This window comes from Streptomyces sp. CA-146814 (assembly GCF_050942385.1).
GTDB lineage: Bacteria > Actinomycetota > Actinomycetes > Streptomycetales > Streptomycetaceae > Streptomyces.
In genome coordinates, this window is record NZ_CP192068.1 from 5925823 (window position 1) to 5939819 (window position 13997).

Below are 13997 nucleotides of genomic sequence, written 5' to 3' on the forward strand. Positions count from 1 at the left end.
CGGCCTGATCCAAACGAGAGACCCTAACCTCTGACCCGGCCACGACTTCGATCAGCCGTCCTGGAGCACTCGCACACCCGTCGCATAGCCTCCTGACCATGACTGTGACGACTGCCGGCGCGACGACCGCCGACGTATGGCTGCCCTTCCCGGCCGACGAGATCGACGGGCTCCCCGAAGGCCTCAACTACCTCTTCTGGGACGGCGGCCCGGAGTACCCCGGCGACCCCGCGCACTGTGTGTACTACGTGGTCCCCTACATGAAGGGCTCCGAGATCGCCGTACGGCCCATGGGCGCGATGAGCGCCGTCCAGGTGGTGCAGACGCTCTCGGCGGGCATCGACCACGTGGAGCCGGGTCTCGGCCTCCTGCGCGCCGGCGTACGCCTCTGCAACGCCAAAGGGGTCCATGAGGCGTCCACGGCGGAGTTGACGCTCGCCCTGATCCTGGCCTCCCTGCGTGACATCCCCGGTTTCGTCCACGGCCAGGACAACGAGGTGTGGCGGTCCGGGTTCTACCCGTCGCTCGCCGACAAGTCCGTCCTCATCGTCGGGTACGGCTCCATCGGCGCGGCCATCGAGGACCGGCTCGCACCCTTCGAGTGCGCGCGGGTCGCACGCGTCGCGCGCTCCGCGCGGACCACCGAGCGCGGTCCCGTACACACACTCGACGACCTCCCGGCCCTGCTGCCCGCCGCCGATGTCGTCGTGCTCTCCACCCCGCTGAACCCCTCCACCCAGGGGCTGGTGGACGCCGAGTTCCTCGCGGCGATGCCGGACGGCGCCCTCCTGGTCAACGTGGCCCGCGGTGGAGTCGTGGACACCAAGGCCCTGTTGACCGAACTGGAATCCGGACGGCTGCGCGCCGCGCTCGATGTCACCGATCCGGAACCGCTGCCCTCCGGCCATCCTCTCTGGCATGCTCCGAATGTCTTGATCACGCCTCATGTCGGCGGCAGCACCTCGGCGTTCGAACCGCGCGCCAAGCGGCTGCTGGCCGCACAGCTCACCCGGTTCGCCGCCGGAGAGCCGGTGGTGAACGTCGTCAGCACCACCGGCTGAGGCGCCCCGGACGGCCCGGAGCGGTCACGCCGAGGCGCGTTCCGCATGCACACAGTGCCGCCCACCTCGCATTTCGTCACGGAGCGTAGAGAGGCTATGGCCCTGAGTGACGAACCTGGTGTATCGTCCGCACCGGAGGGCTGCGCCGTGGCAGGGGCGGCGTGGGGGGAGCATCGGAACGCGAGGGGGCGACGGGCGATGTGCTGGGCATGGAGAGACGACCCGAGGCCGTGGAGCGGAGTGCGGCGGCCATCGCCGCTGCCCGGACGCGGCGCCCGCAGGTGGCCGGATTCCACCCCGGGCCGGCGGCCGGGGCCGGGGCGGGGAGCCCTCCGGTGAGCGTGCTGGGGACCTGGCTCTCGCCACGGACCGCCGCCGGCTCCACGGGGCTCCGGGCCCGGATCCTGCTCGGCACGGTCTGCGCCGGATACTCGATCGGAGCGGCCTTCGGCTGGGGCTCACCGGAACTGGCCCGCTTCATGGGCGACTTCGGCCTCGCCGCGGCGGCGCTGATCGCCGCCGTCTCCTGCTTCCTCTACGCCCGGGTGAGCGCCGGGCGGCTGCGGCCCGCCTGGCTGCTCTTCTCGCTCTCCTCCCTCATGGCGGCCTGCGGCAACGCCGTCTGGGGGTGGTACGAGGTGGTGCTCGGCGTCCCCGTGCCCACGCCGTCGGCGGCCGACGCCTTCTTCCTCTGCTTCGCGCCGCCCGCCATCGTCGGCCTGCTCGTCCTCGCCAAACGCCCGGTCACCCGGGCCGGCTGGGTCTGTCTGGCCCTGGACGCCTGGCTGATCGGCGGATCCCTGCTGACCCTCGCCTGGAGCCTCGCCCTCGCGCACGCCGCGCACATGGCGGGCGTGGAGGAGGCCAGCGTGGGCCCGGCGGCGCTCTCGCTGGCCTATCCGCTGCTGGACATCGTCCTCGTCTCCATGGTGCTCGCGCTGCACTTCCGCCGCTCCGGCGCCAACCGCTCCGCGGTCAACACCGCGATCGCCGCTCTGGCGCTGACCGTCCTGTGCGACGCGGTGTTCACCTCGCCGCTGCTGCGCTCCACCTACCACTCGGGCCAGTTGCTGGACGCCGGCTGGTTCGCCGGCTCGCTGCTCCTCGCCTACGCGCCCTGGGGCGTACGGAGCCGGGTGCCCGGCACCGACCGTCCGGGCCCGCCGCGCGCCATGAGCCGCCCGATCGCCGGGTCGCTGGCCGCGCTGACCCCGTATCTCGCCGCGGCCGTCTGCACGTTGGGCATCCTGTACAACGTGGTCGAGGGCCGCCGGGTGGACCGGGTGGTCATCTTCACCGGCTGCACGGTCGTCCTCGCGCTGGTCGTCCGCCAGGGGATCATGCTGCTGGACAACATCTCCCTCACCCAGGAACTGGCCCAGAAGGAGAACCACTTCCGCTCCCTGGTCCAGGGCTCCAGCGACGTCATCATGATCGCCGCCCCCAGCGGCACCCTGCGCTACGTCAGCCCCGCCGCCGCCGGCGTCTACGGGCGCGACGCGGAGGACCTCGTCGGCGCCGAGCTCTCCTCGATCATCCACCCCGACGACCTCGGCCGGGTCGTCCACGAGGTGCGGCGCTTCCTCGCCGCCCCACCGCACGAGGAGCCCACCACCCGCATCGAGTGCCGCTTCCGCTCCGGCACCGGCGACTGGCTCCACGCCGAGTCCACCGTCAACCGGCACCAGGGCGGGCTGCTGCTCAACAGCCGGGACGTCACCGAACGGGTCAGGCTCCAGGCCCAGTTGCAGCACAACGCCGAGCACGACCCGCTCACCGACCTGCCCAACCGGGCGCTGTTCACCTCCCGGGTCCGCCAGGCGCTCACCGGCCGCCGCGCCGGAGACGCCGGCACCGCCGTGCTCTTCATCGACCTGGACGGCTTCAAGGCGGTCAACGACACCATCGGCCACCAGGCCGGCGACGAGCTGCTCATCCAGGCCGCCCGCCGCCTCCAGGAGTCCGTCCGGGCCGGCGACACCGCGGCCCGCCTCGGCGGTGACGAGTTCGCCGCGCTCATCATGGGCGACGGCACCCGCGACCAGGGCGCCCGGGAGTACCAGGTCCACGAGATCGCCGACCGGCTCCGCCTCACCCTCTCCCAGCCGTACCGGATCGGGCCCAGCGAGGTCCGGGTGGCAGCCTCCATCGGCGTCGCCTTCGCCGAGCCCGGCATCACCCCCACCGACCTCATGCGCAACGCGGACCTCGCGATGTACCGCGCCAAGGCCGGCGGCAAGGACCGGGTCGAGCTGTACGCCCCCCAGATGCAGGCCGACGTCGTACGCCGCTCCGAGCTGGCCACCCGGCTGCGCACCGCCCTGCGCGAAGGCGAGTTCGCCCTGCTGCACCAGCCGGTCGTCCACCTCGCCAGCGGTTCGGTGGCCGCCGTCGCCGCCCAGGCCCGCTGGCGCTCTGCCCAGGGCATCCTCTTCACCCCGGCCGAGTTCCTCCGGGTCACCGGCGACGACGACCGCACCGCCGAGCTCGGCCGCTGGCTCCTGGAGGAGGCCGTCAAGCAGGCCGCCGACCGGGCGAGGGCCGGACACCCCGTCGCCGTCTCCGTGCGCCTGACCGCCACCCGGCTGCTGGACAAGGCGCTGCCCTTCGGCTCCATCGAAGCGCTGCTGACCCGTCACGGGCTGCCCTCGGGCGCCCTGATGATCGAGGTCGCCGACAGCGACCCCCGGATCTCCTTCGACGAGCTGGAGCAGCGCCTCGTGGCCCTGCGCCGCCTCGGCGTCCGGATCGCGCTGGACGGCTTCGGCAGCGGCTTCGCCGCCATCAACGCGCTCCGCCGCCTCCCCATCGACGTACTGAAACTCGACCGGAACCTGGTCGAGGGCGTGGTGGAATCGGCCAGGCTGCACAAGATCACCAGCGGGCTGCTCCGGATCGCCTGTGACCTCGGTCTCCAGTCCGTCGCCGACGGCGTCGACGTCCCCGAGCAGGTCCTCGCGCTGCGCGCCATGGGCTGCACCCACGGCCAGGGGATGGCCTTCTCCGGCCCGCTCGACGAGTACCGGCTGCGCCGCGCCCTGGTGCGCGGCCAGTTCCCCGTGCCGGGCGTCCCCGGCCCCCGTACGGTGATGGCGGGAGGCTCGATCCCGCTGCTCACCGGATCACATGCTGAGACGCCCGTCCCACCCACTTGACACGTCATGCGTGCCGGAGAGAGGGTCAATGCCATGCGCACCCGAATTCTCGTACTTGGAAAGCGCGTCGGCTGAAGCAGAGTCACTCCACGACACTCTGCGGACCGCACCCGGCGCGCTCCCCTCGCTTGCCTCACGGCACGAGGGGTTTTTTGTTGCACTGACACCTCTCAAAACGCTGCAAAACACCCGCGAAAACCCTCAGCTTCGAGAAGAGAATGCCGATGACCGAGCAGGCCACCGGGGCCCACCACCCGCAGCCGCGCGCCCGTACCGGCGGACAGCCGTCCGTCACCGTTGAGCACGTCACGGGCGCGCAGTCCCTCATCCGCTCTCTCGAGGAAGTCGGCGCCGACACCGTGTTCGGCATCCCCGGCGGCTGCATCCTCCCCGCCTACGACCCGATGATGGACTCCACCAAGGTCCGTCACGTCCTGGTCCGCCACGAGCAGGGCGCGGGCCACGCCGCCACCGGATACGCGCAGGCCACGGGCAAGGTCGGCGTCTGCATGGCCACCTCGGGCCCCGGCGCCACCAACCTGGTCACCCCGATCGCCGACGCGCACATGGACTCCGTGCCGCTCGTCGCGATCACCGGCCAGGTCGCCTCCAAGGCCATCGGCACCGACGCCTTCCAGGAAGCCGACATCTGCGGCATCACGATGCCGATCACCAAGCACAACTTCCTGGTCACCCGCGCCGACGACATCGCGCACACCATCGCCGAGGCCTTCCACATCGCCTCCACCGGCCGCCCGGGCCCCGTCCTCGTCGACATCGCCAAGGACGCCCTCCAGGCGCAGACCACCTTCAGCTGGCCGCCCGCCCAGGACCTGCCCGGCTACCGGCCCGTCACCAAGCCGCACGCCAAGCAGATCCGCGAAGCAGCCAAGCTGATCACCCAGGCCAAGCGCCCCGTGCTCTACGTCGGCGGCGGCGTCATCAAGGCCGGGGCCACCGCCGAGCTGAAGGTCCTCGCGGAGCTGACCGGAGCGCCCGTCACCACCACCCTGATGGCGCTCGGAGCCTTCCCCGACACCCACCCGCTGCACGTGGGCATGCCGGGCATGCACGGGGCGGTCACCGCCGTCACCGCGCTGCAGAAGGCCGACCTGATCGTCGCCCTCGGCGCCCGCTTCGACGACCGCGTCACCGGCAAGCTGGACAGCTTCGCCCCGTACGCCAAGATCGTCCACGCCGACATCGACCCGGCCGAGATCGGCAAGAACCGCACCGCCGACGTGCCGATCGTGGGCGACGCCCGCGAGGTCCTGGCCGACCTGGTCCAGGCCGTCCAGGCCGAGCACACCGACGGCAACACCGGCGACTACGCCGCCTGGTGGAAGGACCTCAACCGCTGGCGCGACACCTATCCGCTCGGCTACGACCTGCCCGACGACGGCAGCCTCTCCCCGCAGCAGGTCATCCAGCGCATCGGCAAGCTCGCCCCCGAAGGCACGATCTTCACCGCCGGCGTCGGCCAGCACCAGATGTGGGCCGCCCACTACATCGACTACGACCAGCCCGCCACCTGGCTCAACAGCGGCGGCGCCGGGACGATGGGCTACGCGGTCCCGGCCGCGATGGGCGCCAAGGCCGGCGCACCCGACCGCACGGTCTGGGCCATCGACGGCGACGGCTGCTTCCAGATGACCAACCAGGAACTGGCCACCTGCGCGCTCAACAACATCCCGATCAAGGTCGCCGTCATCAACAACGGCGCCCTCGGGATGGTCCGCCAGTGGCAGACCCTCTTCTACAACCAGCGCTACTCCAACACCGTGCTGCACTCCGGCGCGGACACCGACGGCGCCCCGGCCAAGGGCACCCGTATCCCGGACTTCGTCAAGCTGTCCGAGGCCATGGGCTGCCACGCCATCCGCTGCGAGGACCCGGCCGACCTGGACAAGGTCATCGAAGAGGCCAACTCCATCAACGACCGCCCCGTCGTGATCGACTTCATCGTCCACGAGGACGCCATGGTCTGGCCGATGGTCGCCGCCGGCACCTCCAACGACGAGGTCCAGGCCGCACGCGGCGTCCGCCCCGACTTCGGCGACAACGAAGACGACTGAGAGACAGAGAGAGAACGACTCCCATGTCCGAAAAGCACACGCTCTCCGTCCTGGTCGAGAACAAGCCCGGTGTCCTCGCCCGGATCACCGCCCTGTTCTCCCGACGCGGCTTCAACATCGACTCGCTCGCGGTCGGTACCACCGAACACCCCGACATCTCCCGCATCACCATCGTCGTGAATGTCGAGGGCCTGCCGCTGGAGCAGGTGACCAAGCAGCTCAACAAGCTGGTCAACGTCCTGAAGATCGTCGAACTCGAGCCCGCCGCCGCGATCCAGCGCGAGCTCGTCCTGGTGAAGGTCCGCGCCGACAGCGAGACCCGCTCCCAGATCGTCGAGATCGTCCAGCTGTTCCGCGCCAAGACCGTCGACGTCTCCCCGGAGGCCGTCACGATCGAGGCGACCGGAGGGGCCGACAAGCTGGAGGCGATGCTCAAGATGCTGGAGCAGTACGGCATCAAGGAGCTCGTCCAGTCCGGCACCATCGCCATAGGGCGTGGCGCGCGCTCGATCACCGACCGCTCCCTGCGCGCCCTCGACCGCTCCGCCTGACCGGCGGCGCGAGCGGCCCGCACCGCTCGTATGGCGAGACCCGATCACGTACACGACGCCCCCGCCGTACGGTGGGACGCAACACCTGCACACCAAGGAGAAGACCCAGTGGCCGAGCTGTTCTACGACGACGATGCCGACCTGTCCATCATCCAGGGCCGCAAGGTCGCGGTTCTCGGTTACGGCAGCCAGGGCCACGCCCACGCGCTGTCGCTCCGCGACTCCGGCGTCGACGTCCGCGTCGGTCTGCACGAGGGCTCGAAGTCCAAGGCCAAGGCCGAGGAGCAGGGCCTGCGCGTGGTGACCCCGTCCGAGGCCGCAGCCGAGGCCGACGTCATCATGATCCTCGTCCCGGACCCGATCCAGGCCCAGGTCTACGAGGAGTCCGTCAAGGACAACCTCAAGGACGGCGACGCGCTGTTCTTCGGCCACGGCCTGAACATCCGCTTCGGCTTCATCAAGCCGCCGGCCAACGTCGACGTGTGCATGGTCGCCCCGAAGGGCCCCGGCCACCTGGTCCGCCGCCAGTACGAGGAGGGCCGCGGCGTCCCGTGCATCGTGGCCGTCGAGCAGGACGCCTCGGGCAAGGGCCTGGAGCTGGCCCTGTCGTACGCCAAGGGCATCGGCGGCACGCGCGCCGGCGTCATCAAGACCACCTTCACCGAGGAGACCGAGACCGACCTCTTCGGTGAGCAGGCCGTCCTCTGCGGTGGCACCGCCGCCCTGGTGAAGGCCGGTTTCGAGACGCTGACCGAGGCGGGCTACCAGCCCGAGATCGCGTACTTCGAGTGCCTGCACGAGCTGAAGCTCATCGTCGACCTCATGTACGAGGGCGGCCTGGAGAAGATGCGCTGGTCCATCTCGGAGACCGCCGAGTGGGGCGACTACGTCACCGGCCCGCGGATCATCACCGACGCCACCAAGGCCGAGATGAAGAAGGTCCTCACCGAGATCCAGGACGGCACCTTCGCCAAGAACTGGATGGCCGAGTACCACAACGGCCTGCCCAAGTACAACGAGTACAAGAAGGCCGACGGCGACCACCTGCTGGAGACCACGGGCCGTGAACTGCGCAAGCTCATGAGCTGGGTGAACGACGAAGAGGCGTAAGTCTCGGGGGAGCGGGGCGGGTCCGGGTGGCCCGCCCCGCTCCGTACCACCGGAAGGGCCACCGGATCGGGTCGTTCCGTACGGGTGCACACCGCGTCCACCCTCGTGCGGGTGATCCTTCCACCGGGGCGCAGCCGAAAGCCCTCCGCACCACTACACTTCTCAACACAAACACGCGTCAGGGCCCACAGTGTCGTGCGTCTACCACGCGGCTAGCCCCTCCACCGCCTGCGGCCGTCGGGACGGCCGTCCGGCACTGGACTTGTGAGGACTCACGTGAGCTCGAAACCTGTCGTACTCATCGCTGAAGAGCTGTCGCCCGCCACGGTGGACGCTCTGGGTCCGGATTTCGAGATCCGGCACTGCAACGGCGCTGACCGCACCGAACTCCTCCCGGCGATCGCCGACGTCGACGCCATCCTGGTGCGTTCCGCCACCAAGGTCGACGCCGAGGCGATCGCCGCCGCGAAGAAGCTCCGCGTGGTGGCCCGCGCGGGTGTCGGTCTGGACAACGTCGACGTCTCCTCGGCCACCAAGGCCGGCGTGATGGTCGTCAACGCCCCGACCTCCAACATCGTCACCGCCGCCGAGCTGGCCTGCGGTCTGCTGGTCGCCACCGCGCGCAACATCCCGCAGGCCAACACCGCCCTCAAGAACGGCGAGTGGAAGCGCTCCAAGTACACCGGGGTCGAGCTCAGCGAGAAGGTCCTCGGCGTCGTCGGCCTCGGCCGCATCGGTGTCCTGGTCGCGCAGCGCATGTCGGCCTTCGGCATGAAGATCGTCGCCTACGACCCCTACGTCCAGCCGGCCCGCGCCGCGCAGATGGGCGTCAAGCTCCTCAGCCTGGACGAGCTCCTGGAGATCGCCGACTTCATCACCGTGCACCTGCCGAAGACCCCCGAGACCCTCGGTCTCATCGGGGACGAGGCGCTGCACAAGGTGAAGCCCTCGGTCCGCATCGTCAACGCCGCGCGCGGCGGGATCGTCGACGAGGAGGCGCTGTACTCCGCACTCAAGGAGGGCCGCGTCGCCGGCGCCGGCCTGGACGTGTACGCGAAGGAGCCCTGCACGGACTCCCCGCTCTTCCAGTTCGACCAGGTCGTCTGCACCCCGCACCTCGGCGCCTCCACCGACGAGGCGCAGGAGAAGGCGGGCATCGCGGTCGCCAAGTCGGTCCGCCTCGCGCTCGCCGGTGAGCTGGTCCCGGACGCGGTCAACGTCCAGGGTGGCGTGATCGCCGAGGACGTACGCCCCGGCCTGCCGCTCGCCGAGAAGCTCGGCCGGATCTTCACCGCGCTCGCGGGCGAGGTCGCGGCCCGGCTCGACGTCGAGGTGTACGGCGAGATCACCCAGCACGACGTCAAGGTGCTGGAGCTCTCCGCGCTCAAGGGCGTCTTCGAGGACGTCGTCGACGAGACCGTGTCGTACGTCAACGCCCCGCTCTTCGCCCAGGAGCGCGGGGTCGAGGTCCGCCTCACCACCAGCTCCGAGTCGCCCGACCACCGCAACGTGGTCACCGTGCGCGGCACGCTCTCCAGCGGCGAGGAGGTCGCGGTCTCCGGCACGCTGGCGGGCCCGAAGCACCTCCAGAAGATCGTGGCCATCGGCGAGCACGACGTGGACCTGGCCCTCGCCGACCACATGGTCGTCCTGCGCTACCAGGACCGTCCCGGTGTGGTCGGCGCGGTCGGCAAGATCCTCGGCGAGGCCGGCCTGAACATCGCGGGCATGCAGGTCTCGCGGGCGGCGGAGGGCGGCGAGGCGCTGGTCGTCCTCACCGTCGACGAGACCGTCCCGCAGACGGTGATCGGTGAGATCGCCGACGAGATCGGCGCCTCCTCGGCCCGCTCGGTGAACCTCACCGACTGACCCGTCCCGCTCCGCACCCGGCTGCCGGGCGCCTCCTCACCGAGGGGCGCCCGGCAGCTTTTTGCGTACGCGGACCAACCCGCCTCTATGGGCCCCGGGTTGGGTCCTGGGGCCCACGACGGTGAGGCCGCCCGACCCTAGGGTGACCGGTTGTCACGTCACTCATGGGCGCCGGGGGTCGGATCACGTATGTCTGCTGTCGGTGGCATACCCGTAGCGGGAGGCCCGGCTCCGGCCGCCGCCCCGCGCCGTGACCTCCCGGGCCCGCTCGTCGTGGTACGGGTGCTGCTCCTCGTCCTGCTCGGCGCGACGGCCCTCGGCGCGATCGGCCTCTCCGGCTCCGCGATCGCCGCCGACGCCATGGGCGCGCAGGTGCTCGGCATCCTGCTGTACGCCTCCGCGCCCGGCGTGCTCTGCGCGCTGCTGGCCTGGCATCTGCGGACGGGCGGCAGGCTCGTCCGGTGGGGGATCGTCGCCGTCCAGGTCTGGCTGATCATCGGGGGCCTCGGCAACCTGGCGGACGGGTCACCGGACGGGTTCACGCAGCTGGTGCTGCCCGTGGTGATCCTGGTGCTGCTGAGCCGGCCGCAGAGCCGGGCGTGGTTCCTGCTGCCGCCCCGGGAGCGCGGGGAGCCGCCGAAGTTCTCGCTCCCGCACCTGATCACCTGGCGCCGGGACCGGGGGCAGTCCGCGCTGGAGTACCTGGGCCTGGTCCTGATCGTCGTCGCGCTGATCGCGGCGCTGACGGTGGGGGGCCTCGGCGGCCGGATCACGGAGGGGCTCCAGTCGGCGATCTGCTCACTGACGGGCAGCTCGTGCCCGGTCTCGGGCGGCAGCGGCGAGGTGGAGGCGGGGGATTCGTCGGGCGGGGCGGGGGCGGACGGGGGCTCGTCCCAAGGTGCCGATGGGGGAACGGACGGCGGTTCTACGGTCACGGGCGGTACGGGAGCGTCCGGCGGCGACGCGACGGGCGGTACGGGTGGGCCTGGCGGCACAGGTGGTACGGACGGAGCCAGCGGTACGGACGGGACCGGCGGTACGGACGGAGCCGGCGGTACGGACGGGGCCGGCGGTACCACCACCGGCGGCGAGACGTCCGCCTCCACAGGTTCCACAGGCTCCACCGGTTCTTCAGGCTCCACCGGTTCTTCAGGCTCCACCGGTTCTTCAGGCACCACCGGCTCCACCTCCAGCGGCGGCACCGGAGGCCCCGACGACGACGGCCGTCCCGGTACCGGCGAGGACACCTTCCCCGAGGACGACGAGGAGCCCGAGGCCGCCTACGACCTGCCGGTCTCCGCAGAAGGGGACGGCGAGAACGGCGACGGCGGCGAGGAGGCCGGCGAACAGGAGGACTGCGGCGGCTGGGGCTTCTTCGGCTGCGCCTGGGACCGTACGACGCAGGTCTTCAAGGGCCTGGTGGTCGACGGCATCTGGGGCGACATCTCCGGGATCATCGACCTGTTCAAGCCCGAGACATGGGCCGGTCTCGCCGACTACGGCCGCCAGCTCGGCGACCAGTGGATGAAGGACTCGCAGGGCGCGGGGGACAAGTGGAGCGACGGCGACTACCTGGGCGCCATCTGGGACTGGGGCAAGGCCTCCGTCAACACCGTGGTCACGGTCGGGGACGACGTCTTCGTCGGTGACGAGGTCCGCGAGCGCTGGAACAACGGCGAGAAGACCCGGGCCGTCACCGATGTGATCTGGAACGTCGGCTCGCTCTTCATCCCCGGCTACAACGTGGCCAAGGTGGTCGGCAAGGCCGGAAAGCTCGGCAAGGTCGGCAAGGTGGCCTCCGAGGTCGCGGACGCGGCGGGCGACGCGAGCGCGGCCGCCCGGCGGGCCCGGCAGGCGGCGGAGGCGGGCGACCTCGACGGCGTACGCAAGGCGGCGAAGGAAGCGGACGAGGCGGCCGACAGCGCCGAGGACGCGGCACGCCGGACCGGCTGCGCCATCGCCTCGGGGTCACCGCCCTTGGTGCGGTACGGGGGAGGGGCCACCGGCGGTGTCCCCGGCTCCGGTACGGGAGTGCTGGCGGGCGGCTCGCCGGGCCGGGTGGTCGCGGCCGACGGCGGCTGCGACGAGGCGGCCAAGAAGGCGGCTGCGGAGGCGCGGGCGGCGGAACGGGCCGCACACCTGGAGCAGAAGCGGCTGGAGGAGCCGGAGCGGGCGCGAAAGGCGGAGCTGGAGAAGAAGCAGTACCCGGAGCCGCAGCGCAACGACACCTCCGACCCGCGCAACTACAACCCGCCGTCCTGGGCCGACGACCTGACGAGCCGTACGCTCGGCGACGCGGACGCGGGCGACGGCTACTGGGCGAGCCGGGACCGCAATCCCGCGCCCAACTGGAAGAACGAGTCCTGGCTGCGCTACCAGGAGCAGATCACGGGGACGAACCGGGGCCAGGAGTACGTCGTTCCGCATCCGCGCGAGGGCAGGCCGGCCGTGGAGTACGACGGCTGGGACTCCTCCCGGCAGACGTATCTGGAGGCCAAGAACGGCTACGGCAGCTACCTCTCCAAGACCGACCCGGGCACGCTCACCGCCTCCGGCAAGGAGAAGTTTGTCGCCGAGGCCCGCGCGCAGGTGGAGGCGGCCGGCGGCAAGCCGGTGGAGTGGCACTTCTCGGACCCGGAGGTGGCGAAGGCGGCGCGCAAGGCGTTCCGGGACGAGGGGCTGCCGATCAAGGTGGTCCCGACACCGGTGAAACCGGGCGACAGTACGAGGAAGCCCGGGGCCTTCGACGAGTAGCCGCGTTAGCCTGCACGCGAGGCGGCCGAGCGGTCCGGCGACGGAGGAGAGGGATCAGCATGCGACGTGTGGTGCGGGGCTTCTGGGGCCCGAGGCCGGAGCCGGCCGACGTTCTGGCCGAGCGGTGGCGGCGGACCCTGGAGGGGCTCGCCGGGCTGGTCCCGCAGGCGGCGGACGCCTGGAGCCAGGTCCACGCGAACGGACCCGCCACCGCCTTCACCCCCGAGGGCGACGCCCTGCTCGACGCGGTGCGCGCCGCCCAGAGCGCGGCCGGCTGGTCGGATCTGACGGGCACCGGGCTGCGGCTGGTCGGCACGGGCACGCCCGGCTGGGAGGCGGAGGTCAGCGGAGTGGCGGGCGGCGCACCGGAGTTCCTGCTCCAGTCGATCGCGGTGGTGCTCTACGCCCCGGACGACGCGCCCGTCCCCGAGGAGGACGTCCTCGCGCTCCTCGCCCGGGTGTGGGAGCCGGACTTCGGTGATGTGAGCGACGACGACGTGCTGGACGCGCTGGAGGACGAGGCCGGATTCTCGGTCGGGGATCCGGCGGTGGGCCGGGCCGGCTATCTCTCTCCGGCCCGCGCCGCCCTCGTACCGGACGGGCTGGAAGCGGTCGGCCAGGAACTCCCTGGCGGTGGGCTGCTGTTGAGTATCGCGGCTCCCGGTGACACCGCGCCGGTGGTGCGCGTGTGCGAGCGCCTGCGCGAGGCGGGGGCCCTGGCGCCGCTGCCCCGCCCGATGGACCGGTCGGTGTTGTGACCTCCCGGGCGGGGGAGCCCTTCGTGCCGGCCCGGGCGGTGGCCGAGGCCGAACAGCTCCTCGCCACCGCCGTACCGCCGACCGGCCCCACCACCGCGCACGGTGACCCGGCGACGGGCGAGTGGACCGTCACCGAGGGTGCGGGCTTCCGTATCGTGCCGCTCTGGGAGGGCGACCCGCTGACCGGCGTGTACGCCCCCGAGTGGAACGACGCCGAAGACGCTGCCGAGGCTCATCTGGCCGGCCTGGCACAGGAGTTGGACCACCGTTGGGGTCCGCACACCACCGTCCGGCTGCATGTGCCGTTGCTGCGCCGGCAGTCCGGCGGCGGCGCGCCCGTGGAGCCGCTGTTCCAGGCGCTGTTCGCCGAGGATCTGTACGGGGACCTGGCGGTCTGGGGGCCGATCGGCGCGGCAGGCCCGGGAGGCTCCGGCGACCGCTGGTTCGCCGTGACGGTCGGCCACAGCGACGGGGACGCACCGCTGGTGCTGGCCGCTCTGGTCAGCGACCGGCCCTTGACGGAACCGGACGGCGGACCCGAAGGTCTTTGAGGAGGGCGTGAACGCGGGCGGCCGACCGGTCCTCAGCAGCCACGGCCGCCTTGCCACTGACGACGGGGGTAGTCATGGAGACGTTCTGGGCGGTCATCGCGGCCTTCGTGGTC

Annotated in this window: 9 protein-coding genes; all 9 read left to right on the top strand. The window is 71.5% G+C overall.

The window, feature by feature from the left end; translation table 11 throughout:
- Positions 1-98 precede the first annotated feature (98 nt).
- Entirely contained in the window at positions 99-1061 is a 963-nt protein-coding gene (locus tag ACQP09_RS26615; RefSeq protein WP_433403971.1) for a 2-hydroxyacid dehydrogenase, read from the top strand.
- Positions 1062-1396: 335 nt separating this feature from the next.
- Complete coding sequence (locus tag ACQP09_RS26620) at positions 1397-4216, top strand: putative bifunctional diguanylate cyclase/phosphodiesterase (protein WP_432150471.1); 2820 nt, start codon at positions 1397-1399, stop codon at positions 4214-4216.
- 218 nt (positions 4217-4434) lie between these two features.
- Positions 4435-6291 (top strand): acetolactate synthase large subunit, encoded by a 1857-nt coding sequence (locus ACQP09_RS26625; protein WP_433403974.1) that lies wholly within the window; start codon positions 4435-4437, stop codon positions 6289-6291.
- 23 nt (positions 6292-6314) lie between these two features.
- On the top strand, positions 6315-6842 hold the full coding sequence (ilvN, locus tag ACQP09_RS26630; protein ID WP_003966072.1) for an acetolactate synthase small subunit: 528 nt from the start codon (positions 6315-6317) through the stop codon (positions 6840-6842).
- A gap of 108 nt (positions 6843-6950) precedes the next feature.
- Positions 6951-7952: a ketol-acid reductoisomerase gene (ilvC, locus tag ACQP09_RS26635; RefSeq protein WP_433403977.1), complete on the top strand. Its 1002-nt coding sequence runs from the start codon at positions 6951-6953 to the stop codon at positions 7950-7952.
- Between the two features lie 276 nt (positions 7953-8228).
- The gene (gene serA, locus ACQP09_RS26640) at positions 8229-9821 is read left to right on the top strand and encodes a phosphoglycerate dehydrogenase (RefSeq protein ID WP_432150420.1); all 1593 of its coding nucleotides are present in this window, start codon (positions 8229-8231) and stop codon (positions 9819-9821) included.
- A gap of 189 nt (positions 9822-10010) precedes the next feature.
- Positions 10011-12575: a Tox-REase-5 domain-containing protein gene (locus ACQP09_RS26645; protein WP_433403980.1), complete on the top strand. Its 2565-nt coding sequence runs from the start codon at positions 10011-10013 to the stop codon at positions 12573-12575.
- Between the two features lie 59 nt (positions 12576-12634).
- Positions 12635-13333: a hypothetical protein gene (locus ACQP09_RS26650; protein WP_433403982.1), complete on the top strand. Its 699-nt coding sequence runs from the start codon at positions 12635-12637 to the stop codon at positions 13331-13333.
- On the top strand, positions 13330-13884 hold the full coding sequence (locus ACQP09_RS26655; RefSeq protein ID WP_433403985.1) for a hypothetical protein: 555 nt from the start codon (positions 13330-13332) through the stop codon (positions 13882-13884). The genes ACQP09_RS26650 and ACQP09_RS26655 overlap by 4 nt, the downstream gene beginning before the upstream one ends.
- The last annotated feature ends 113 nt before the right edge of the window (positions 13885-13997 follow it).